A 21,463-nucleotide genomic window follows, 5' to 3' on the forward strand; every position below is an offset into this window, starting at 1 on the left:
GTACCTGAGCGCTGCGCGCTCAGGAGAGAATGGCCTCGCTGCGCTCGGCCTGGGCGCCTTCGGCGCCTAGGCCCTCCGCTTCGCTCCGGGCAGTGGCCTGCCCTTCGGGCCGGAGTCCTGCGCTTCGCTCCGGACTAGTTCGGGGTTCCGCTTCGCTCCACCCCGAACGGCCTGCTCCGCAGGCCTGCGTGACCCCGTTTCACGGGGTCGGGACCTGCGGCCCGTTAGGCGGGTCCGCTCCGCTCCCCCACCCGGGCCCTGCCCTCTCTGCCGCCAGCCAGCCCACTCCGCGGGCTGGCTGGCGGCAGAGAGGGGTGTGTCAGTCGGCTCCTGGCCTGCGGAGCTCTCAAGGCTGGCCAGGCAAGGCTGAACGCCGCCCCCGGAGGCCCATGACTGCCTTCTCCTGCGCCCCAGGCTTGCAGCCGGCTACGCAGCCAAGCCGCTCACGCCCCCCAACCAGGCTTCCTCTCCTCCATGTCACGCTCATGCTGCCCCTCCGCATTCAGGACCGCATTGGCAGTCCGCGAAGGCACCGTGACCAGAGCCGAACCCTTCGGATAGATGACCGTCTCCCTGTTGCACACCGGGCTGTACAACGTGACCGCGTAAATGTCCTCATCGGCATTCACGCACTTCACCTCCCGAACGATCCCGTCATCGAACTTCGGATTCCCACCCCCAGAAAGGGTCACAATCCGCACCTCCGTCTCGGGATTCGCCCGCAGCTCACTGACAGTGATCTCAAGATCGTCCTCCTCCATCCCATCCCCTCGGGCCCGGTCCGGCTCAAAGCCGAATTCCGGAGGAAGGGGAGGGCGGTACATCCCATACTCCATTCCGTCACCAGCATTGCTCTCAGGCATCCCGACTCCTCCTGTCACAGTCCAACACCACAAACGACCCCACACCGGAGCCGCCAAGCCACACACCCACCCCTCTACACGGGGAGCCTGTGGCCTCCACCCATTACCCACAGTGCCCGCCCTATCAATCCGGGCATATGCCAAACGAGCGACCACAACCCCACCCCGGCCAACCACGAGGAACGACCCCCCTCTATACCGAGGCAACGGCCGCTCCACAGCCCGCCAACAAAGGGGAACTGGAGCAGGCAAGGTGGTCGGCACCCCGCCCTAGGAAAGGCCAGCACCTCACCACTCAGAGTTGGACGGTCGCCGCCCGGAGGTAGTGCTTCATTCTGGAACGCGGATCAACTCTGGTTTCAGACCCCCGGTGCGCAGTTGCTCCCCTCGGGTGCCGAGCTAGAAACCCGCAGATCAGAAGCTCTCCCACCCCGTTCTCTGCGCAGATTCAATGAGCCAACACGGCCGCCAGCCGCTCACCAGCCCGGCGAGTGCGCGACGGTGACGCGGCCATTGTCCAAGATCACGGTGCAGGTGACGCCGTGGCCGGTAGCGCAGGTCAGTGACGGCCGACAGACGACCGCCAGTCAGAACCTGATCCCCCACCAGCGGCTCCGTGGAGCCACCTCCACCGGGACGCGCCCCGCCCGGCTGCGGGCGGTCGGCTGCGATGCCTCACGACCGGTGATGACCCGGCACATGGCGTCGCGCTCGTAGTTACAACTGCGGACTCCCGTGTCAGCGGCCTCGGGCGGGCTCAGAAAGCCTCACTGCCCGTGAGCTTTGAGCAGACGAAGGCCGAGACACAGGTGCGGAGAGAACCGTCCAAGCCGGGGCGCTGCTCGGACGGAGCCGGGGGATGTGGATGAGGACCTTTTCCAAGATGTTTGTGGATAGGTGCCCCGTCCATCCGAGTGACAACCGACCCCGCCCAAGGCTTGGCAGCCGTGCAGATCACTCGTCGATGGCTGCCTTGTATCCGGCCGCGTCCATGAGCTTGTCAAGCTCGGACTTGTCAGACGGCTTGAGCTTGAAGAGCCAGGATGCGTAGGGCTCCTTGTTAAGGCGCTCCGGGCTTCCGGTCAACTCGTCGTTCACGGCGATCACCTCACCACCGACCGGCGCGTAGATGTCCGACGCGGCCTGCACCGTCTCGACGACACACGCACCAGCGCCGGCCGCCAAGACCTGGCCGACCTCTGCCAGCTCCACGTACACCATGCCGCCAAGCATCTCTTGGGCATGGTCACTGAGCCCGACCGTCACCGTGCCGTCCGACTCCAAACGCGCCCACTCATGCGACTTGGCGAACCGAAGGCCGGCAGGAACATACGACATGCTCGCTCCACAGGGTCGTAAATGATCAGCGGACCCAGCATGCCCGAGATCACCCAGCTCGCGCCGAATTTCCTCAAACTAACGGACAAAGTGGTGTCCACAGTCGTACATGTGCATCTGTTCGTACATGTGCATCTGTTCGGAGGAGAGGCAGTCGCCCTCGAACGGAGCAAGGGCAGGGACGCCGACCATACGGCGCGCGACCGAGCCACCGGGACTCCCGGAGTCAGCCGCTCCTGGTCCCGTGACACCAGGCCGCCTGAATGCTCACCGGGCGCCGTCGGCGGGATCGGCTGCCGTGGTGGCGCCGACATACCGGCGGGTCAATTCCGGTGCAACGGATTCCACCACTGGACCAGCCGGAGACTCGGTCCTCCCCCTCCGCGTCGCCGGCCAGCACGACCGCAGCCTTCCCATACAGCACCGTCTCCCACAGGCGCAGCCTGCGGGAGACCGTGGTCGGCAGGATCAGCAGCTGCCGTGCCCTACTCAGGCGTTCTGCCTGCTGATGGCCATGCCCAGGAACAGACCCACCACCAGGGCGACGCTCCCGGCACCCATGACGGCCCAGGTTCCGGCGTGAGCCGCGGAGAAATCGAGGTCATACCGGCCTGCGTGCCTGCCTGCGCGGCCTGCGCGCCGGACTGGGTGGCCTCCGCCACAGCCAAGGCCTTCTCCAGCTCATGGACCTAGCTCTCCAGCTCTGCTGTCTCCACGACGGATTCCTCTCAACCATGGGGTGCCGGACCGCTTCCGGCACCCACCCCTCAGCTTGGAACCACGTCCCGTAGCGCGCACCGTGACAGCGGCATCCGGGGCACGCACCGTCGCGGGAGCACACCCACCGCGGGGCCGCTGCTGCACGACTGTGCAGGGCGAAGGCGGATCCGCAAGCTCGCCGTCGCGCTGAACGCCGCCCTCGCACATCACCTCGCCAGCTCGGGAGGGAATGGCCGCAGTAGCGAAGTCGGCCGCCCCGCGGCGCCTCCGTCCCTACACAGGCGTCACGCCTTCTACCCGCGAAACGACACGCACCTGCACCAAGCGGACGACACGTCCTCCCCTCCCAGCCCAGCTCAGAACACCGCAACGCGGTGCAAGTCGCTGTCGCCAGCCGATGCAGAATCCACGACGCCCGTCACGCCGACCTGACCCAGCCCAAAACCAAACGATGCCAGGAGGGGCACCAGCTGCGGCCCGCTGGACAAGCACCTTCGGTGTAGCAGGCAGCGAAGTGGAGGCCCCGGGACGTCGTGACCCCCGGGGCTGTCCTTTGACAGTGAAGTTAGTCGTTCTGTTCTTGTTGACCTGCGGCGACTGGATTGGTTGGTGAGGCGGGTTGGGTTCGTAACCGAGACCCGACACTCATGGGTGAACCCTTGGTCGCCGGGCCGGGCGGCCCTCTGTCACATAGGGAGCGAGAACAGCCGTACTGGCCCTGACGGCCAGCGGGCGTCGTCGCGCAGGGGCGTCACCATAGTCCGCAGCGGCATGGTCACCAGGCGGCCTTCGGGTTGTTCGACGAGTACGTCGGTGTCGAGCGGGTGCCATCCGAGGCGCTTGTAGAGCGACACGAGGGGAGGACGGCAGAACAGGAGTGCGTGCTGAGGACCCATCGTGCGGGCGTGCTCCAGGGCAGCGTTGACGACGAGCCGAGCAAGGCCATGGCCTTGCATGCTGGGTGCGACGGCCACCCCGCCGACGCCCACCACCTCTGTCGCGGCGTCGCCGATCGCGACAGGCAGTCGCAGCAGGCCAGCGTGTGCCACGAGCCGGTCTTCGTGTCTGATGCCGAAGTGTTCTTCTTTCGGCAGCCAGGTCAAACCGGTCGAGGAGACACCGAAGGGATCATCGCTGTTGCCAAGGATCTCTTCCTGGTCCGCCTTGGTGTACTGGGGGAGCCGCATCACGGTCAGTGCCACAGAGAATCGGTTCTCAGACATTGCCACATGATGATCTCTCCGCCGAGCACTGGCCAAGCGATTCTCCACCGACACTGCAGGGCCCCCGTTAGACCGTGTCCTACATGGTCAGTTTGAGGAACCGCTTGTAGCAGCAGAGGGCTGCGGCGAGGCCAAGAAAGGCCAGGTAGTTGCCTGGTTTTCGTTCGTAGCGGTGGTTGAGCCGGCGGTAGCCGGTGAGCCAGGACATGGTCCGTTCGATGACCCACCTGCGTCGCCCGAGTCGCTCGCTGGACTCGATGCCCTTCCGTGCGATACGGACGCCGATGCGCTTGCCCCAGAGCCATTTCCGCAGTTCAGGGATGTCGTATGCCTTGTCAGCATGCAGGCGCTGGGGCTTGGAATCGGCTGCGTGGGATTCGTGTCCCATGTGGAAATGGGACAGCATCGGCTTCAGGGCCTGGCTGTCGTGGGTGTTGGCCGCGGAGAGTCCGACGCGTAGGGGCAGTCCTGCCGCGTCGGACAGGACATGCATCTTGGAACCGGACTTACCCCGGTCCACGGGGCTCGGACCTGCAAGTTCGCCCCCTTTTTAGCGCGGACATGAGCGGAGTCGAGGACCGCCCGGGACAGGTCGACCAGACCGTGGCCGTCCAGGAGCTCGAGCACCTTCTGGTGCAGCCGGCCCCAGACACCGGCACGCGACCAGATCAAGAACCGGCGATGCACGGTCGACTTCGACGCCCCGAAACACGGCGGCAGAGCCCGCCACGCGCATCCACTGACGAGCACGTAGACAATCGCGGCGAACACCGCCTCGTCATCGATGTTCGCGACCCCACCACCCTGCGGCCGCACGCGAGCAGGAGGTAGTAACGGCTTCGCTATCTCCCACAGCCCGTCCGGAACGATCCATCCCCACCGTCCACTCCCCATGACGAGCACAACGGACAACCAGCCATGTAGGACACGGTCTTAGACAGCGTTTCTTATGGCGTGATCGTTCGTTGAACCGTGCATGGCGGATCTGATTGAGCGGCTGGTGCCGGCTGAGTTGTGGGTGTTGTTCCGGCGGGTGGTGCCTCCGACAGAGGTGATACGTCCGCAGGGCGGCGGCCGGCGCCGGGCGGGTGACCGCGAGGCCCTGGCCGCGATCGTCTTCGTGGCGACCTCAGGATGCACGTGGCGGCAACTGCCGCCGGTGTTCGGCCCGAGCTGGCAGACCGTCTACCGACGCTTCGCCCAATGGAGCCGGGCCCGTGTCTGGGCCCGGCTCCACCGCGTCATACTCGACGAACTCGGCGCCCGCGGGGAACTGGACTGGTCCCGGTGTGCGATCGACTCCGTCAGCCTCCGGGCGGCAAAAGGGGGCCACTGACAGGACCGAATCCGACCGACCGAGGCAAGTTGGGATCGAAGATCCACCTGATCACCGACCGGAACGGACTGCCTCTCTCGCTGGGCATCTCCGGCGCGAACATGCACGACAGCCTGGGCCTTGAACCGCTCGTGCGCGGGATCCCGCCGATCCGGTCCCGGCGAGGACCGCGTCGACGCCGACCCGGCAAGCTCCACGCAGATAAGGGCTACGACTACGACCACCTGCGGCGATGGCTCCGCAAACGCGGCATCCGCCACCGCATCGCTCGCAAGGGCATCGAGTCCTCAAAGCGGCTCGGCCGCCACCGCTGGGTCGTCGAGAGGACCGTGTCCTGGCTCGCCGGCTGCCGCCGACTCCACCGCCGCTACGAACGCAAGGCAGAACACTTCCTCGCCTTCGCTGGCATAGCAGCCGCCCTCATCTGCCACCGCCGCCTCACCAAATGGAACGACGTCTTAGTACCACAGCCGTAGATCGTGATCTTCATGCTTGAGCGGCTTGACGCCGGTAGTGGCTGGTCTGGGATCGAGCCTGGTGGCGGCGTCGCCAGAGGGACCAGCGAAGTCGGTGGACAGGGTCAAAGACGGTCCGGTTGACAAGCGTGATGAACAGTCGTTGGATCTCGTCACAAGTGAGCGGTATCAGCTCGTCGGGCGAGCAATGACCCTCGTGTTCGTTCGCACAGAGGACGACGAGGAAGGCATGCGCGAGCATGGCCAGGGCGACCCAGCGGGACCAGGACGGGTAGCGGCGGACCTGGTGCTCGTCCAGGGCCGCCAGGCCCTCGCCGGACTGGAAAAACTCCTCGACCCGCCACCTTGATCCAGCGACGCACACCAGGGTGGTCAGCGGCACTGCGGCAGGCGAGTAGCAGCGGTAGTAGGCACGTTCGCCGGTGCTGCGGTTGCGGCGGATCAGCAGCTGCCGGCTCCCGGGCCGGGGGATCGGCGAGGTCGATGACGGCCCAGTCATAGAAGCGGTGGCCCTTGGCTCCGGCCCCTGCGGACAGCTTCTGCCAGGCCCTCTTGGGCACCCTCCTGGCCAACATGTCGGCGCGAAACCTCCCGGCGCGGCGCCTGTGGTGGCTTCGTGCGAGCAGGCCACCGCGAGGACGTAGCCGGTGCCCCGTTCCTCCAGCGCGGTGCGCAGCCTCGGGTTGCCGCCGTAGACCTCGTCTCCCGCGACCCAGGCGGCCCGATGGCCGGCGTCGAGGCATCGGGTGACCATGCGAGCGGCCAGCTCCGGCTTGGTCGCGAACTTTGTGTTGTCACCGAGGCCGGCGGCCCGGCAGCGGTCGGGATCGGAGGTCCAGGAACGAGGAACATAGAGTTTCCGGTCCACTGCGGCGTACCCGCGGCGGCTGGCGTAGACCAGGTAGACGGCGACCTGGGCGTTCTCGATCCTGCCCGCGGTGCCGGTGTACTGCCGCTGGACTCCAACGGTGTCGGTGCCTTTCTTCACGTCACCCATCTCGTCGACCACCAGCACCGCCTCGCCGTCGTGCAGATGCCCCACCACGTAGTCACCCACCTCGTCAAGGATCCGGTCGGCATCCCACTTCACTCTCCCGAGCAGGTGCTACATGCCGTCCGGGGTCCTGTCCCCGGCCCACTCGGCGATGGTCCAGCAGTTCCTGCGCGGCAGGTCCGACAACATGCCGAGTACCAACTTCCGGGCCCGGCGGCGGGATTCGACCCGTGTGAAGCGCCCCGCTATCCGGCTCATCAGGCCCTCGAACGCCTCCTGCCAGCGAGGCAGGGTCTACGCTGTGACCTGCAGCCACCGCATGATCGTTTGTCTTCACACACCGATGATCAACGGTGGCCGCACCCGTATCCACACCGCGTCAGGTCGCGCAGCGTCGGCCTGCCGTCCTGTGTATCGGAGGACTTGTGCAACGTGGCGAAGTCTGGTGGGTCCAGTTCGACGAGCGGAGGTTGGTCGTACTGCTGTCAGGAGACGACGCGTCCGGGTTCCAGGTGATGCAGGTCGTCGCTCCGGCGGGCTTCGACATCAGCGGTCTGGGCATCGAAGTGACGGTCGGCGCCGGTGAAGGGCTGCCGCTCGAAGGCGTGGTGCGGCTCGCGTTCCCGCGTCCAGGCTTCACCCCGTGCACGTGGCTGACCACCGTGTCCCGGGACGACCTGGTAGAGCGGGCGGCCGTCCTGTCTTCCAGGAAGCTCAGCGAGATCGACGATGCCATCCGACTCGCTGAACAAGCACAGGAGCAGACCGCGGCAACGACCGCGAAGCTCAGCGAGATAAGGGACGCCCTCCGTCGCGGTGAACTCGGGTAGACGGAGAAGGAGCTGACGCCCGCGACGGCTGGGCGATCTCGGGCGAGATGATCCACGCTGGACACCTGCCGCCTCGACGCCCCTCACCCTCGAGAACACGATCTACGGCTGGAGTATTAGGGCCAAGACGCGCTGTGCCTCGCCTGCTACGCCGCGCTCCGTTGTCCAGGCCAACTCATCACAGTGACACCAGCCTCGCTGCATCACACCGTCCCTGACGCGGCGCGCGTACCGACCTGACCAGCACAAACCAAGCGCCGACCCCACCAAACAGCCTCCGCGGCGGCCCCATAGACAACTAAACGCCGCGTAGCAAGGGCGTTGACGAAGGTGGCGAGGCTGTCTGCTGCGTTGGGCTTGGGGTCGAAGCGGGCGTCGGCTCCTCCGCAGTGGTTCCGCGCATGCCATGGCCACCCCGCGGCACGCCCCGCCCCTACCAGGCGCCACGCGCCAGGGGCCCGCTAGAAGTGGGGCGGGTACTCGCCGGTGGCGCGCATGTAGTCGGGGTGGAGAGTTCGTCGGGCGTCATCTCGGGGAGGGGGCCCCTGCGGCATCGGCTGCAACGACTGCGCGGCACTGACGCGAACGCCGTCATCCCCTGAGCGTCAGTAGCTGAACGAGACGACCGCTTGGGGCGAGCAGATGTCGGACCAGTGCGCCCGGTCGACACACACCTTGATGACCGCGCGTGCGGCGTGGGCGTCGTGGCGCAGTTTGCGCGACATGGAGCCGCTGGCGGAGGTGTCGGTGCGCGGGGTCTGGGTCGTCCCCGCGCTCTCCCACTTCCCGTTCTTGAGGAAGAAGAACTCCGCTTCGACGTAGACGGGGTTGTGGTCGCTGCGACGCAGATCGTCCCAGTTGGCGCCGACGGTGGCGTAAACGCCGCCGTTGTTGGCGAAGTCCCCGTAGGCGCGGGCGAGCTTCCCGGAGTCGTCGCGGGCATAGAGCTTGCCCCAGGACTTTCCGGCTGCTTCGGCCGGCGCGGTGGCCAGGACGGCGGTGAGCAGGGACGCGGCCATCACGGTGGAGGCGGTCAGAAGGTGCCGAAGTCGGGTCAAGGCGTGCTCCTCGGGTTGCCGGTGGAGGGCAGCGTATCGGGCAAACCAGGCCGCTTTGAGGTGTTTCGGGGTACCAGCCCTGCACGAGGAAAGGACGCCAGAGCAGCGAGGCGTGCTCGCCGACTGTGACGGCGTGGCCCGGGAGTAGCGCCTTGACGCCATTCCCGCCGTCGCGCCAGCACATGCCCGCGCCGAGACCGCACGCCAGCATGAACCGGCCGAGAAGAACGTAGCCACCGACGCCGCCCGGGAACAGGAGGGCACCGCGCAGTGGTGGGAGCTGGCCGCCCTGGTTGGTGTGCAGACCTCCACGCCGCGCCGACTGGACGGCACTCACTCTGGCGCCGAGCTGTGGCGCCAGGTCGAGATCGCGGGCCCCTCCGGCTGCTGGCCACGCTGCTCCCGGTCCTGGACAGCCTACGTGGTTCCCCGCTGGTCCGACGACGCGTTCACCACCTGGCCCACGCTAATCGGCGGCCTCCAGGCGGGCCGATACCGAGCGGTCGTGGCGTACCCGAGTACCCGTTGGGAGACACCCCGAAGTCGTGGGCCCAGCGCGCTTTCGCGCTGGGCCCACCCCGGTGCCGGTTGATCACACACCCGGCGTGTAGCGCCCCACACCCCAGCTCCCATGGCGTCCTGGGTCGGCCTCGCCCGATCGGCCGCACCACTGGCAAAATGATCCAGCCCTTGAACGGCCGGGGCGACGCCGGGGAACCGGGCAGCCCGGCAGCCGCCCACGCGGCCGGCCAGTCAGAGCGGGACGAGCCGGGGGCGGGCAGCCACGTGGCGGCCCGTACACCAGCGCGCTTCCGCCAAGGCGTCGCTGCGCTGTTTCGGCGCGGCGTTCACGGAGGTCGGAGCACTGGCGCCCAGTAACCGCGAGCTGGTCCAGGAAGTTGTTGGAGACGTGTCCCATGAACGTGGGCACGCTCGAACTGAGCTTCGGTGACTCCTTGGAGAACGCCCGTGACTTCTACCGACCATGCCTTGCCCTTGTCTGAGGAAGCCGACGGCGGTGCCGTGGCGATCGTGGGTGTGGGGCTGCGGCTGCCGGGCGGGATCCGCTCACTGAGCCTTTTCAGCATTGACGCTCCAGGGTGAGGATGGCGGCGGCGATGACGGTCATGCGGTTGGGGCTACAGCGGGCTCTGCGGAAGACGCGCCAGGACTTCAGTCGCGCGATGCTTCGTTCGACCGGTGCTCGCGCCGCCGACAGGGCCCGGTTGATCGTCTGCTGGGTCGCGGTGAGGTCTTGATGGGGTAGCCGTCTGATCGGTGTGGTCACCCATGAGCCGGCCCCGATGTAGGCGCGGTCGGCGAGGATGGGCACGCCCTGGCGTTCGCAGATCCGGATGATGAGGTGGGTGCGGGCCGCGGTCAGGTCGTGGGTGCGGCCGGGCAGTGCGGGCGAGATCCACAGCAGCTTGCCTGCGGGATCGGCCACGACCTGCACATTCACGCCGTGACGGCGGTGCTTCTGGGAGAAGTCGGCCCGGCTGTCGCCGACGCGGTCGCACTCGGCGAGCGTCCCGTCGAGCAGGACGTGATCGGGATCGGCCTCTCGCAGGACACGCAGCAGTCCGGGTGCCCGGCGGGACAGGTGAACGACGACGGCTGTGACGTAGGCGTGGGCCGTGCCGACGGATATGCCGCAGCCGGCGGCGATCTGCGCGAGCGTGTCGTGTCGGCGAAGGTAGACCAGACCCACGAGCGCACGCTGGTGGGGCGGGAGCTTGCAGCGTCGGTCACCCTCACGGGTGACGATGAGCATGGTTACCCACTCGACCAGGGCGTGAGGCAGGTCGAGTGCGGCAGGATAGGGAACCAACGAGGCTCCTGTGCTGATGAGTTGAGACATCGAACACCTCTCTCAACGGCACGGGAGCCTCGTGCGTTGTGGGACACCGGCCTCACCCGACCGGTGGCCACTCTGAAAAGGCCCACTGCACGCCCTGTGGGCCACGCTGGCGAACGGCCAGGACCTGGTTGGGACGGTTCCGGGCGACAGGTTCGATGTGGCGCGCTTCGTGTCGGCCGACGGGCGGCTGCGCGAGGGGCGCGTGTACACGGCCGCGGGCGGCTTCCTGGATGACGTCTCCTCGTTCGATGCGGACTTCTTCGGGATCTCACCGAAGGAGGCGTCGCGCATCGACCCGCAGCAGCGTCTGATCCTGGAATGCGTTGTCGAGGCGTTCGGCGACGCGGGCATCGATCCGGCGGCGCTGGCCGGCAGTGACACGGCGGTGTATGTGGGCGTGTCGTCGCACGGGTACAGCTCACTGCAGCAGCGGCGGCCGCGCACGTTGAACGCCTACACCATGAGCGGCTCAGCGTCCTGCAACACCGCGAACCGCGTCTCGTACGTCTTCGATCTGCGCGGCCCGTCGCTCGCTGTGGACACCGCGTGCTCGTCGACGCTCAGCGCCGTGCATAAGGCGTGCGAGGCGGTGCGCTCCGGACGCAGCTCGCTCGCGCTGGCGGGCGGCGTGAACGTGCTGCTCGATCGCTGGGAGAGCGTGGGCTTCGCTCAGGCGTCGATGCTCTCGCCGACCGGACGGTGTCATCCCTTCTCCGAGAGCGCGGATGGCTATGTGCGGTCCGAGGGCTCCGGAGTGCTGGTCCTCAAGCCTCTCGCGGCGGCCCGCGCCGACGGCGACCGCATCCATGGCGTGATCCTCGCCAGCGCCGTCAACGCGGACGGTCGCACGGCGGGGCTGGCGCTGCCGAGCGCGCGCAGCCAGGCGGCCCTGTTGGAGCGGGTATATGTCGAGGCGGGTGTCTGCGCCGATGAGGTGGCGTACATCGAGGCGCACGGCACGGGGACCCAGGCCGGCGATCCGGTGGAGTGCGCGGCGCTCGGCGAGGTACTGGGGCGGCAGCGCACGTCGGGTCGGCCACTGCCGATCGGTTCGGTGAAGTCGAACCTGGGCCACTTGGAGGCGGCGTCCGGCGTGCCCGGACTGCTCAAGGCCTTGCTGGTGCTGCGCGAGCGGTCCATTCCGGCGACCCTGCACGCGGCGCCGCTCAGCTCGCGGATCGACTTCGCCGGACTGGGACTGGAGCCCGTGACCGAGGCGCGTTCGTTCGATGCGCAGGAGGTTGCCGGGACGCCCTCCCCCAACGGCGAACGCCGTGGTCGGCGTAAACTCCTTCGGGTTCGGCGGCGCCAACGCTCACGTGGTGCTCGCTCCCGCGCCCACCCCTGCCCCCGCCCCTGCTCCGTCTCTCGTCCCCGATTCCGCCCGGGCCCTGCACACTGCTCCAGCGTCGGCCCCGACCGCGGTTGGGCAACCCGCCACGACCCGCGGCGTCCGGCTCCCCCTTTTCCTGTCCGCCCGCACGTCGACCGCGCTCGAAGCCGCCGCATCCCACTGGGCCGCGCACCTCGACGCTCTGCCGGCTGACGCCTTCTACGACACGGCCTTCACCGCATGCCGTCGCCAGGCCCGCTACGAGCACCGGATCGCGTTGCTGGCGACAGACCCAGACGAGGCCGCCCGTACGCTGCGCCGCATGGCAGATGGCGACCCCGCGCCGGGCGCGGCCCGCGCCACCGCGGTGGAGCACGGCCGCGTCGGCTTCGTCTTCAGCGGCAACGGGGCGCAGTGGGTCGGTATGGGGGCGGAGCTCCTCGGCACCGACGATCACTTCACGGCCGAGGTCGACGCCGTCGACGGCGTGTTGCGGCCGTTGCTCGGCTGGTCGGTTCGAGAGGAGATGGCCGCGCCACGGGATCCGGCATCGTGGCAGCGCACCGAGATCGCGCAGCCGATGCTGTTCGCGGTCCAGGCCGGCCTGGTCGCGGCCCTGGCCGCGCGTGGGTTCGCGCCTACCGCGATCTGCGGCCACAGTGTCGGCGAGGTCGCGGCCGCCTACTGTGCGGGAGCGCTGGACCGGGCGAGCGCCTGCCAGGTCATCGCCGCCCGCAGCCGAGCTCAGGGCACCACGGCCGGCTCCGGGCGAATGGCGGCCGTCGGGCTCGCCGACGAGGACGCCGGGAAGCTGATCGCAGAGGCCGGATGTACGGGGCGGCTGGTCGTCGCGGGAATCAACAGCGGCCGGGATGTGACGGTCGCCGGGGACGCCGAGGCGCTCGCGGCCTTGGGTGAACTGCTGGACGAGCGCGGCGTGTTCTTCCGCGACCTCGGGCTCGACTACGCCTTCCACAGCACGGCCATGGACGAGTTGCGCCGTCCCCTCGCGGACGCACTGGCGGGACTGGCCCCGCAATCCGCCCGCATTCCGTTGGTCTCCACGGTCACCGGACGCATCTCCGACGGCCGGGACCTCGATGCCGCGTACTGGTGGCGCAACGTCCGTGAGCCGGTACGGTTCGCGGACGCGACAGGCGTCCTCGTCGACGAGGCGGGCTGCGACGTTCTGCTGGAACTCGGCCCGCACCCCGTGCTCGGCGCCTATCTGCGGCGCACCACGGCGAACGGGCCGCGCCAGGTAGCCGTCGTCCCCACCCTCACCCGCACCGGGTCGGGACCCGGTGCGCTGGACACCGCTACGGTGGAGCTGCTGGCGTGCGGGGCCGAGACGGACTGGGACGTCTCTTTTCCGCGCCCGGGCCGGGTGGCGGACCTGCCCGCGTACCCGTGGCAGCGCGAGCGGCACTGGAACGGCAGTCCGCAGTGGTGGGAGGAAGGCCCGCACGGGGAGGAGGGAACGTCCGGGCAGCAACAGGCGGCGCATGCCCTGCTCGGAGTGCGGCTGTCCGGGCCACGGCCCGCATGGCAGCAGGAACTCCTTCCGGGGGCGCCGCTGTGGTTGGCCGACCACCGGGTCGGCGAGACCGTGGTGATGCCGGCGGCCGGTTACGTGGACATGGCCCTGACCTGCGGGCAGGCCGCCCATGACGCGCCCGCCGAGCTGAGCCGCCTGGCGATCGGCCGAGCCCTGGATCTGCCTGCCCTGGACACCGACCGGACCGTGCACGTCCACACCGCTTTGGATCCCGACGGCAGCTTCACCGTCTCCAGCCGGGAACCGGGCAGCGAGACCTGGACCGAGCACGCACGCGGGAAGGTACGCAAGCTGCTGCGCGACCGGCCGGCCGCCGTCGACCTGGCAGCCCTGCGCGCCCGCCTGCCCCGCACGATCGACGCGGCCGACCACTACGCGCTCTGCGCCCGCGCCGGGCTGCCCTACGGCCCCGCCTTCCGTACGCTGACCGCCCTGCGCACCGACGGCAGCGAAGCGCTGGCCCAGTTCACAGCCGCCATCGAGGGCACCGGAGGCCACCTCGCCCACCCGACCGTCCTCGACGGCGCGCTCCAGGCGGGACTGCCGTTGCTCGCGGATGCCAGCGGCGAGGCGGTCGCTTTCCTGCCCGCCGGCATCGACACCGTCCGCTGCTGGGAACCTCTGCCAGCCACCGGCCTCATCCACGTCCAGCTCCGCATGCGCACCGCCCGCGAGGTGGTCTGGGACCTGACCGTCATGGCGGACGACGGCACCGTCGTCCTCGAAGCACATGGCTGCCGGCTGCGCCGCTACGACGCCTCCCGCGCGCCTGCGCCCCAGCAGCTGACCGAGGTCCAGCGAGCCGCCGCACTCCCGGCGAGTCTCACCGCATCCCCTTGGCCGACGCCCGCCGAGACGCTCGCCGCCAGTGCTCCACAGCTGGCAGAGGCCGACCGGCAGTGGCGGCTACTCCCCCACCACCGTTTCACGGCGCAAAGGCTGAGGCTGACCGCTCACATGACGGTCGCAGCCGTACGCAAATTGATTCCCGACGCAGCTGACTTCACCATGGCAGACCTGTTCGCGGCAGGCGTCGAACCACGGCACCGCAAGCTGCTGTCTCACCTCCTCGCCGACGCCGTACGCCAAGGCATCCTCACTGCTGTGGGGGCAGGCCGCTGGTACATCGCCGAGGAACCGCAACCGCACCGCTTCTTTCGGGAAGCACTGCTGGAAAATCCCACCGAGGGCACGACCCTGCATGCCTACGGCGTCTGCGGGCTGCACCTCGCGGACGTGCTGCGCGGCCACACCGATCCACTCACGCTGCTGTTCGCCGAGCCCGACGCCCTGGCCGCGCGCTTCTACGACAGCACGCCCACGATTCGTCATCTGTACAAGATCGCCCGGCATCTGATGACGGCGTCCCTGGCTGCCAGGCCCGACGGGCGGCCGCTGCGCGTCCTCGAGGTCGGCGCCGGCACCGGCGGATTCACGTCCGCTCTGCTTGCCTGCCTGCCGCCCGAGCGCACCCAGTACACCTACACCGACGTGTCGTCCGCGTTCTTCCCGGCGGCCCAGGAGCGATTCGCCGCCTACGACTTCGTCGACTACCGCTGCTTCGACCTCAACGCGGATCCCCTCGTCCAGGATTTCACCCCCGCATCGTATGACCTCGTCGTCGCCGCGAACGTGCTGCACGCCACGCGGAACGTCAAAGACACCCTGCACCGGATCGGCGACCTGCTGGCCGACGGCGGGCAGCTGCTCGCGGTCGAAATCCACAACCGTGCTCTGCTGGACCCCATCTTCGGGCTGCTGGACTCCTACTGGAGCGCCGAGGACAGCGAGCTGCGGCCCCAGGGACCGCTGCTGGCACGCGAGACATGGCCCACGGTGCTCCACGAATGCGGGTACACGGGAACCATCCAGCCCGGCGAAGCCACCGAGCCTACGTACGAAGACCACTCGGTCATCCTCTCCGCGCGCCTGCCCCGCCCGGCCGACCCGCTCCCGACGCCCGCCGAGCCGCGTCGGGTGATCGCCCACGTGGCCGACGGCCCCTTGGCCGCAGCTGCCGCCGCGGCACTGGGCTCGAAGGGCCGGCCCGCGAGCGAGGACCCCAAGCACTGGGCCGACCTCCTCGCCCACACCGACGAGGTGGTCCTGCTCAGCGGCGGGGGTGATGCGTGCGATGCCATCGAGAGCGCTGTGCGGGACTGCGCCGCGCTGCGTGCCCTCGCCACCGCGACCCGGCACGCCGCCGAGGAAAGCGAGGTCACCCTCTGGCTCGTCGTGTGCAGAGCCGACGCCGCTCCGCCCCTGGCGGGAGCGGCCCTATGGGGAGCCGCACGCAGTCTCGCCAACGAACAGCCACGCCTGACCGTACGGCGGATCGCCCTCGCCCCGGGCGCCGAGCACCGCCTCGCCGCGGAACTGGCGGCCCGCTCGACGGACGACGAGGTGCTGCTCACCGCGGAGGGGCGTTTCGTGACGAGGGTGCGTCCTTACACCCCGCAGCCGCTGGCCGCCACGGGCCCGTACACCCTCACTCTCGACGACCCTGGCCTGCGCTACCGGCTCGGCTGGCGGCCCAGCAGGGTCAACGAGCCGGCCGAGGGGGAGATCGTTGTCATGAGGCCGCGACTTCGGCCGCTGCCTGGTCCAGTGACCGGAGCAGCTCGGCGCCTGGACCAGCTGGGAATGGACTCCCTGCTGGCCGTCGAACTCACCACCCTGCTCCAGCAACGGCTCGGATGCGACCTGTCCACCCTGGAACTGATGGGCGCACCGAACCTCCCCGCGCTCGCCCAACGCGTCCTCGGCCGCCTTCAAACAACCCGCCGCTAAGGACTCCCGCCATGCCCGCACTCCTCCCCCTCGCCCACCACCCCGACGCGGCCGTACGCCTGTACTGCCTGCCGCCCGGCGGCGCCGGCCCCGAGTTCTACCTGCCCTGGGCCGATCTACTGCCGCCCACCGTCCAGGCATACGCCATCGCCCTTCCCGGCCGCGGCAGCCGCCGAGACGAACCGTCGACGACCGATCCCCGCGCCCTTACCAACGCACTCGCCACCCTCATCGACAACCCCGCCGACCGGCGGCCGTTCGCCCTCTTCGGACACAGCCTCGGCGCCCTCTTCGCCTACGAGACCGCCCGTCGCCTGCGCCGCACAGGGCGGGTACAGCCCGTACTGGTCGCGCTGTCCGCGCTGCCCGCACCTCACCGAGGAGCCGTCACCCGCCTCGTGGCCGGTCTGCTCAAGTCGGGCCTCGGCGCCTTCTCCGACCTGGTGGGGCCTGTCCCCGACGAACTGCTCAAGGACCCGGACACGGTCGCCCACCTGCTCACCCCACATCTCGCCGACATGGTCCTCTGCCTGCACCAGCGCCACCACGAGGAACCGCCTTTGGACACCCACCTGGCCCTGTACGGAGGCGCCGCGGACCCCCTCGTCCCGCCGGACCAGCTGGAGGGCTGGAACGACCTGTTCACCGGCCCCGCCACTCCCTGTCTTTCCCCCGGCCGTCACACCTACCCGCAGGAAAACGCACCAGCCCTGGTGCGGCAGCTGACCAAGGACCTGCAGATGGCGGTCCGGTGATCAGTGACGACCGGCGCCACGGCCACCCGGGCCGGGCCCGCGAGCGCTGGGCGGCCCCCGCAGTCGTCTGCCTGGGCCTGTTCCTCCTGGGCATGGATCTGACCATCCTCAACGTCGCCGTCCCCGACCTGCAACGCGAGCTGCGACCCTCGATGGCCCAGGTGCAGTGGATCGTCGACGCGTACGCCCTGGTCCTCGGCGGCACCGTGCTGACCTCCGGTGCCGCCACGGACCGGATTGGCCGCCGCCGCGCGTTCATCTGTGGCTTGGCGGTGTGCGGCGCGGCCTCGGTACTCGGAGCACTCTCCCCGACGCCGGGACCTGTGATCGCTGCCCGCTGCGGCATGGGGGCGGGAGCGGCACTGCTGATGCCCGCCACTCTGTCGATCATCAGCAACCTCTTCCCCGAAGCCGCCCTTCGGCGCCGGGCCATCGCCCTGTGGGCGGCCACGCTCGGCCTGGGCGGCATGATGGGGCCGGTCATCGGAGGGATGCTGGTCCAACGGTGGTCCTGGCGCGCGGGATTCTGGGTGAAACGTCCCACTGGTGGCCCTGGCCCTGGTCCTGGCCCTGCGTGTGGTTCCGCAAAGCCGTGCAACCGGGAGCGGGGAACGGGTCGACGTCGTGGGCGCGCTCCTGTCGGCGTGCGGTCTGCTGATCCTTGTCTGGGCAGTGATCGAAAGCCCGGTGAAGGGATGGACAAGCACATCGGTGCTGACCGCGTTCGCCACGGCCGCCGCCCTCCTGAGCGCCTTTACCGCCCACCAAAGCCGCCGTGCAGAGCGCGCGATGCTGCCACGGTCGCTGCTGCGCCGGCCCGGCGTGCTACGCGGCTCCACCTCCCTGGCGCTGCTCTCCTTCGCCCTCTACGGCGCGCTGTTCGTCAACACGCTCTACCTGCAAGGCGTCCTGCGTTTCACCCCTCTGGAGGCGGGCGTGCGGACCCTGCCCATGGCCGCAGCCCTCGCCGTGGGCTCGGCGGCCGCACTGCCGTTGCTGGCCCGTCACGGTTGCCGTCCCCCGATCGTGGCCGGACTCGCCCTGGTCACCGCGGCCTTCGCCGTCCTGGCCGACACCCGGGCGACGTCCGGGTACGGCCACCTGGCGATCTTCCAACTCATCGGCGGCCTCGGCGCCGGTCTGGTCGCGGCCTGCGGAACGGAAGCCGTCATGGGTGCAGTCCCACCCGCCCAAGCCGGTCTGGGCTCGGCAGTAAACGACGCCACCCGCCAGATCGGCGCCGCCCTCGGCGTCGCCGTCCAAGGCTCAGTCCTCACCACCGTCATCACCAACCACCTCGGCACTCCGCCACCCGGAGTCACCCCGACTACCGCACTCCCCTCAACCAACTTGGCAGCCCGGCATGCCTTCATCGACGGCCTCACCGCCACGGCTCTGACCGCAGGCGCGGTCACCCTGACAGCCGCCGCCCTGGCTGCCGTCTCCTACAGCCGGATCCTTTCCCTCCGCACGACTCCTGGTCGCCGCGCCCGCTCAAAGAATTCCCCACTCCGCTGGGACTCTTGATCCTCTGAGCTGTACAGCGCGCGAACCCAGTGGCCAACCAGCGCTCCGCTTCACACCCCGCCGTTACCAGCGGCGCATGGGAGCGCGAGGACGGGCCCTGGACACTGGCCCCTGCCGAGCTGACGAGGCCGTCTGGGGGCTTGCTCGTCAGGACCGCCCGATCTGGCTGAAGCAGACTGGGTAGAGGCGCGTCGGCCAACCGCACGGCGGGCTCCCGTACGGCCAGCTCCCCGAAAGAGGCGATCATGGAATTCCTCGTCACGATGACCACCCACGTCCCGGACGGGACCCCGGAGCAGGCTGTCGAGGACATCCGCGCTCGCGAGGCCGCACGGGCGCGTGAGCTCGCGACGCAGGGACACCTGCTCCGCCTGTGGCGCCCTCCCCTGCGACCGGGCGAGTGGCGCACTCTCGGGCTCTTCGCCGCTGCCGACGGCGGTCGGCTCGAGGAGGTCCTGGCCTCCATGCCGCTGCGTATCTGGCGCACCGACGAGGTCACCCCGCTCTCGCCCCACCCGAGCGACCCCGGCCACGCTGGCGGCGCCACGACTCCGACGAGCAGCACAGCGGACAACGGGAAGATCCTTCGTCGCGTCCTCGACGAGTGGAAGGCGGCCGTCGATGCGCACCAGCCCGAGCGGGCCGCCTCCTGCTTCGCCGAGGACGCGATCTTCCAGGGCCTCCATCCGTACACCGTCGGTCGCCGCGGCATCGCCGACTACTACGGCTCCCAGCCGCTCGGGATGACCGCCGACTACCGGATCCTCGAAACCAGGCAGCTGGTCGACGGTGTGGTGCTCGGCTACACGAGTGTCGACTTCTCGTTCACCGACCGGCCGACGCTCACGGTGAACCTGAGCCTGGTGGTCAAGCAGGCGGCCGACCGCTGGTACATCAGCCACTACCAGGTATCCAAGCTCGGTTGACGCCGGCCCGCTAGGTCGCCGCCACGCTCGCCCTCTCAGGGGATTCCGATCCTGGCCACCTGCGCCACGTGGTCAGAAGATGCCCACTCCCGGTGCAACCTCGCAGAGATCAGCGGGAGGGCCTCCGGGCCGGCGCCTCGCCACTCCACGCAGTCGGAGTCGGTGAGGTCCACGTCCTCGGCGTTCTCCAGCCCGGCGGCCGCGAGGAAGACCCGGATGTCGGCCGGCCGGGTGTGCAACGCCGATGGCGAGGCCGTCGTAGCGCACCCGGCGCCCGCCCTGCTCGTCGGGCGGGTAGACGATCAGCATCCGCGTCGGTGGACCAGCCGGACAACTCGTCCTCCCCCTCGGCGTCGTCGGCCAGGGTGAGCCACGGGTCATCGAGCCGGAACCGGTGCGTGGCGCCCCCGGTGTCTGCGAGCGGCACCGTGGGTCCCGTGGGGATTTCGATCTTGTCATGGGCCAGCAGCCACGCCACGATCTGGCGGTGGTCGAACTGCGGGTGCACGTCGGTGCCCCGGCGTGCCAGCGGCGCTCACCTTGCCTCGTCTACGTTCGGATCACGCAGGGGCCGCAGGTCGCCCGGCAGCTCCGGCGGCCGGACGGAGTACCGGCCGAGCACGTTGACACGGTGGCGCACGAACGGCGCGTCGGCGAGCAGGAGAGCCGGGCAGCATCCTGATCACGGACCTCGAAGCCGTCCGCGCGCAGCCAAACCAAGAGGGCGCGGTCAGCCGGCTGCGGCGGCCGGCCCCTCCCCGAACCAAGGAACGCCCCCACGGCCACGTCCAGGCGTAGCCGCCGGAAGCGGAGCGGGTGCCGCCACACCGCGCCCCGGTCCACGGCCCGGTCGGCGCTGATCTCGGCCACCAGGTCGGGGCGGACCAGGCGCACGTCCAGGACGTCACGGGACCCCCAGGTCGCGGCGAACGTGGCGCCCTCCCAGGGATGTCCGGGGGCCGGCACCGAGCCGCTCAGATTTGCGCCCTCCAGTCAAGACGCGATCTTCATCAGGGGCATGACGGTGGCCACCAACGCGCCTACTTGAAGTGTGGTCACGCCGCAAAGACAGCGAGACCAGCCAGGAAAACGGCCCCACCACCTGGTCGTCGTCGCCCGGGGTCGGGCGGCGCAGCTGTTCGCCGTCGAGTCGATGAGCCTCCAGGGCCAGAGCGCGAGATCACCGTCGTGGGCAGCCGCCTGCGGATCCTGATCACGTCCGAGCGGACGCCCGACCTGCTCGCCGAGATCACCCCGCAGGCCACCGCGGACCTCGACCTCGCGGACGGCTCCGACATCTGGACCAGCCGCAGGGCCGCCGACGTCATGCTCGTCGAACTCTGAACGGCCGAAATGGCCCGCCGGATGAACCGACGGGCCATCACGAAATGCCAACTCGACTTACGGAGTCGTTGTTTCCTTGGTCCGCATGAACCGGTCGCTGAAAGTGCAGACTTCATCGAAGTCTACCGAGACGCAGAGTTCTCCGCTCTTGAGCACGCTCAGCATGATGCTGCAGTCACCTTGGGAGATTTCGGTGAAATTCACTCCGATCGTATCGCCGGCCGTTGCTTCCTTTGACATCGCCACGAACCCGCCCGGGGCCCCCTTGTCCACATAGAAGCCCCAGCTCCCGCGCCCCGTTCCGGTGGGGCAGCCCTTCACGAGCGAAGGGTCGAACTTCAGTCCCTGCGAGGTGAAGGTGTGGTCCGCCGCAAAAGACAGGTGGACGCCGGCTGCAGTTGACCAGTCCCCTTCGATGTCGCCCGCCTCCGCCGTGCCTTTGCTCTCTCCTGAACCGCCGCACGCCGAGAGAAGCAGAACGAATGCCAGGAGGAATAGTCGACGGCCGCGCATGTGATCTCCACAGTCTTC

General features: G+C 69.1%; 16 protein-coding genes and 5 pseudogenes. 11 read left to right on the forward strand and 10 right to left on the reverse strand.

Translation table 11 applies throughout. The features are described from left to right. Nucleotides 1-443: 443 nt before the first annotated feature. The 4 genes from OHA81_RS00005 to OHA81_RS00020 all read right to left on the reverse strand — a co-directional run bounded on the left by OHA81_RS00005 (nt 444) and on the right by OHA81_RS00020 (nt 5,038). Nucleotides 444-863 (reverse strand): hypothetical protein, encoded by a 420-nt coding sequence (locus tag OHA81_RS00005; protein ID WP_329191478.1) that lies wholly within the window; start codon nt 861-863, stop codon nt 444-446. Nucleotides 864-1,817: 954 nt separating this feature from the next. Continuing rightward, nucleotides 1,818-2,201, reverse strand: a complete 384-nt coding sequence (gene gcvH, locus OHA81_RS00010) for a glycine cleavage system protein GcvH (protein ID WP_329191479.1) — start codon at nt 2,199-2,201, stop codon at nt 1,818-1,820. A 1,406-nt stretch (nt 2,202-3,607) separates the two neighbouring features. After that, the gene (locus OHA81_RS00015) at nt 3,608-4,144 is read right to left on the reverse strand and encodes a GNAT family N-acetyltransferase (RefSeq protein WP_329191480.1); all 537 of its coding nucleotides are present in this window, start codon (nt 4,142-4,144) and stop codon (nt 3,608-3,610) included. A 79-nt stretch (nt 4,145-4,223) separates the two neighbouring features. Next, nucleotides 4,224-5,038 (reverse strand): IS5 family transposase gene (locus OHA81_RS00020; RefSeq protein ID WP_329201916.1). Its coding sequence is split into 2 segments (ribosomal slippage): nt 4,224-4,696 and nt 4,696-5,038, totalling 816 coding nucleotides; the frame shifts between segments, so codons are not numbered across the junction. An 82-nt stretch (nt 5,039-5,120) separates the two neighbouring features. Between OHA81_RS00020 and OHA81_RS00025 the strand changes: the two genes are divergently transcribed. Next, a protein-coding gene (locus OHA81_RS00025) for an IS5 family transposase (RefSeq protein ID WP_443056384.1) occupies nt 5,121-5,956 on the forward strand; the annotation gives its coding sequence in 2 pieces (ribosomal slippage) (nt 5,121-5,478 and nt 5,478-5,956; 837 coding nt in all). 10 nt (nt 5,957-5,966) lie between these two features. Here the strand turns inward: OHA81_RS00025 and OHA81_RS00030 are convergent. Next, nucleotides 5,967-7,013 (reverse strand): IS701 family transposase, encoded by a 1,047-nt coding sequence (locus OHA81_RS00030; protein WP_329191483.1) that lies wholly within the window; start codon nt 7,011-7,013, stop codon nt 5,967-5,969. A 362-nt stretch (nt 7,014-7,375) separates the two neighbouring features. Between OHA81_RS00030 and OHA81_RS00035 the strand changes: the two genes are divergently transcribed. Further along, nucleotides 7,376-7,780 (forward strand): type II toxin-antitoxin system PemK/MazF family toxin, encoded by a 405-nt coding sequence (locus tag OHA81_RS00035; protein WP_329191485.1) that lies wholly within the window; start codon nt 7,376-7,378, stop codon nt 7,778-7,780. Between the two features lie 605 nt (nt 7,781-8,385). Here the strand turns inward: OHA81_RS00035 and OHA81_RS00040 are convergent. Together OHA81_RS00040 and OHA81_RS00045 are read right to left on the reverse strand one after the other, a co-directional pair. Then, nucleotides 8,386-8,838 carry a hypothetical protein gene (locus OHA81_RS00040; RefSeq protein WP_329191487.1) on the reverse strand — a complete coding sequence of 151 codons (453 nt, stop codon included), beginning with the start codon at nt 8,836-8,838 and terminating at the stop codon, nt 8,386-8,388. A 1,081-nt stretch (nt 8,839-9,919) separates the two neighbouring features. Beyond that, nucleotides 9,920-10,669 carry a transposase family protein gene (locus OHA81_RS00045; protein WP_329201918.1) on the reverse strand — a complete coding sequence of 250 codons (750 nt, stop codon included), beginning with the start codon at nt 10,667-10,669 and terminating at the stop codon, nt 9,920-9,922. A 154-nt stretch (nt 10,670-10,823) separates the two neighbouring features. Between OHA81_RS00045 and OHA81_RS00050 the strand changes: the two are divergent. From OHA81_RS00050 to OHA81_RS00080, 8 genes and pseudogenes are all read left to right on the forward strand, one after another. Further along, a pseudogene (locus tag OHA81_RS00050) lies at nt 10,824-11,798 on the forward strand (polyketide synthase); the annotation flags it as partial. 130 nt (nt 11,799-11,928) lie between these two features. Then, nucleotides 11,929-12,288, forward strand: a pseudogene (locus OHA81_RS34495) (ketoacyl-synthetase C-terminal extension domain-containing protein); the annotation flags it as partial. Nucleotides 12,289-12,354: 66 nt separating this feature from the next. After that, nucleotides 12,355-16,380: an acyltransferase domain-containing protein gene (locus OHA81_RS00055; RefSeq protein ID WP_329191489.1), complete on the forward strand. Its 4,026-nt coding sequence runs from the start codon at nt 12,355-12,357 to the stop codon at nt 16,378-16,380. An 11-nt stretch (nt 16,381-16,391) separates the two neighbouring features. Next, a complete protein-coding gene (locus tag OHA81_RS00060; RefSeq protein ID WP_329191491.1) occupies nt 16,392-17,135 on the forward strand; it encodes a thioesterase II family protein in 744 nt (247 codons plus the stop codon). A 92-nt stretch (nt 17,136-17,227) separates the two neighbouring features. Continuing rightward, nucleotides 17,228-17,608 (forward strand): annotated as a pseudogene (locus OHA81_RS00065) (MFS transporter); the annotation flags it as partial. Nucleotides 17,609-17,822: 214 nt separating this feature from the next. Beyond that, nucleotides 17,823-18,662, forward strand: a complete 840-nt coding sequence (locus OHA81_RS00070; protein ID WP_329191493.1) for an MFS transporter — start codon at nt 17,823-17,825, stop codon at nt 18,660-18,662. A 245-nt stretch (nt 18,663-18,907) separates the two neighbouring features. Further along, a pseudogene (locus tag OHA81_RS00075) lies at nt 18,908-19,174 on the forward strand (muconolactone Delta-isomerase family protein); the annotation flags it as partial. 69 nt (nt 19,175-19,243) lie between these two features. Beyond that, a complete protein-coding gene (locus OHA81_RS00080; protein ID WP_329201922.1) occupies nt 19,244-19,588 on the forward strand; it encodes a YybH family protein in 345 nt (114 codons plus the stop codon). 35 nt (nt 19,589-19,623) lie between these two features. Here the strand turns inward: OHA81_RS00080 and OHA81_RS00085 are convergent, their stop codons facing one another. Next, nucleotides 19,624-19,827, reverse strand: a complete 204-nt coding sequence (locus OHA81_RS00085; protein WP_329191495.1) for a hypothetical protein — start codon at nt 19,825-19,827, stop codon at nt 19,624-19,626. Between the two features lie 296 nt (nt 19,828-20,123). Further along, nucleotides 20,124-20,314, reverse strand: a pseudogene (locus OHA81_RS34500) (hypothetical protein); the annotation flags it as partial. 462 nt (nt 20,315-20,776) lie between these two features. Here OHA81_RS34500 and OHA81_RS00095 point away from each other — a divergent pair. Then, entirely contained in the window at nt 20,777-20,932 is a 156-nt protein-coding gene (locus OHA81_RS00095) for a hypothetical protein (protein ID WP_329191499.1), read from the forward strand. Between the two features lie 57 nt (nt 20,933-20,989). Here OHA81_RS00095 and OHA81_RS00100 read toward each other — a convergent pair whose 3' ends face one another. Beyond that, complete coding sequence (locus OHA81_RS00100) at nt 20,990-21,445, reverse strand: hypothetical protein (RefSeq protein ID WP_329191501.1); 456 nt, start codon at nt 21,443-21,445, stop codon at nt 20,990-20,992. Nucleotides 21,446-21,463 lie beyond the last annotated feature (18 nt).

Origin of the sequence: Streptomyces sp. NBC_00667 (assembly GCF_036226825.1) — a bacterium.
Taxonomy (GTDB): Bacteria; Actinomycetota; Actinomycetes; order Streptomycetales; family Streptomycetaceae; genus Streptomyces.

Coding starts and splice junctions, on each gene's coding strand:
- OHA81_RS00015 (WP_329191480.1), bottom strand. CDS start 4,144: ATGTCTGAGAACCGATTCTCTGTGGCACTGACCGTGATGCGGCTCCCC.
- gcvH (WP_329191479.1), bottom strand. CDS start 2,201: ATGTCGTATGTTCCTGCCGGCCTTCGGTTCGCCAAGTCGCATGAGTGG.
- OHA81_RS00100 (WP_329191501.1), bottom strand. CDS start 21,445: ATGCGCGGCCGTCGACTATTCCTCCTGGCATTCGTTCTGCTTCTCTCG.
- OHA81_RS00055 (WP_329191489.1), top strand. CDS start 12,355: ATGGCAGATGGCGACCCCGCGCCGGGCGCGGCCCGCGCCACCGCGGTG.
- OHA81_RS00005 (WP_329191478.1), bottom strand. CDS start 863: ATGCCTGAGAGCAATGCTGGTGACGGAATGGAGTATGGGATGTACCGC.
- OHA81_RS00060 (WP_329191491.1), top strand. CDS start 16,392: ATGCCCGCACTCCTCCCCCTCGCCCACCACCCCGACGCGGCCGTACGC.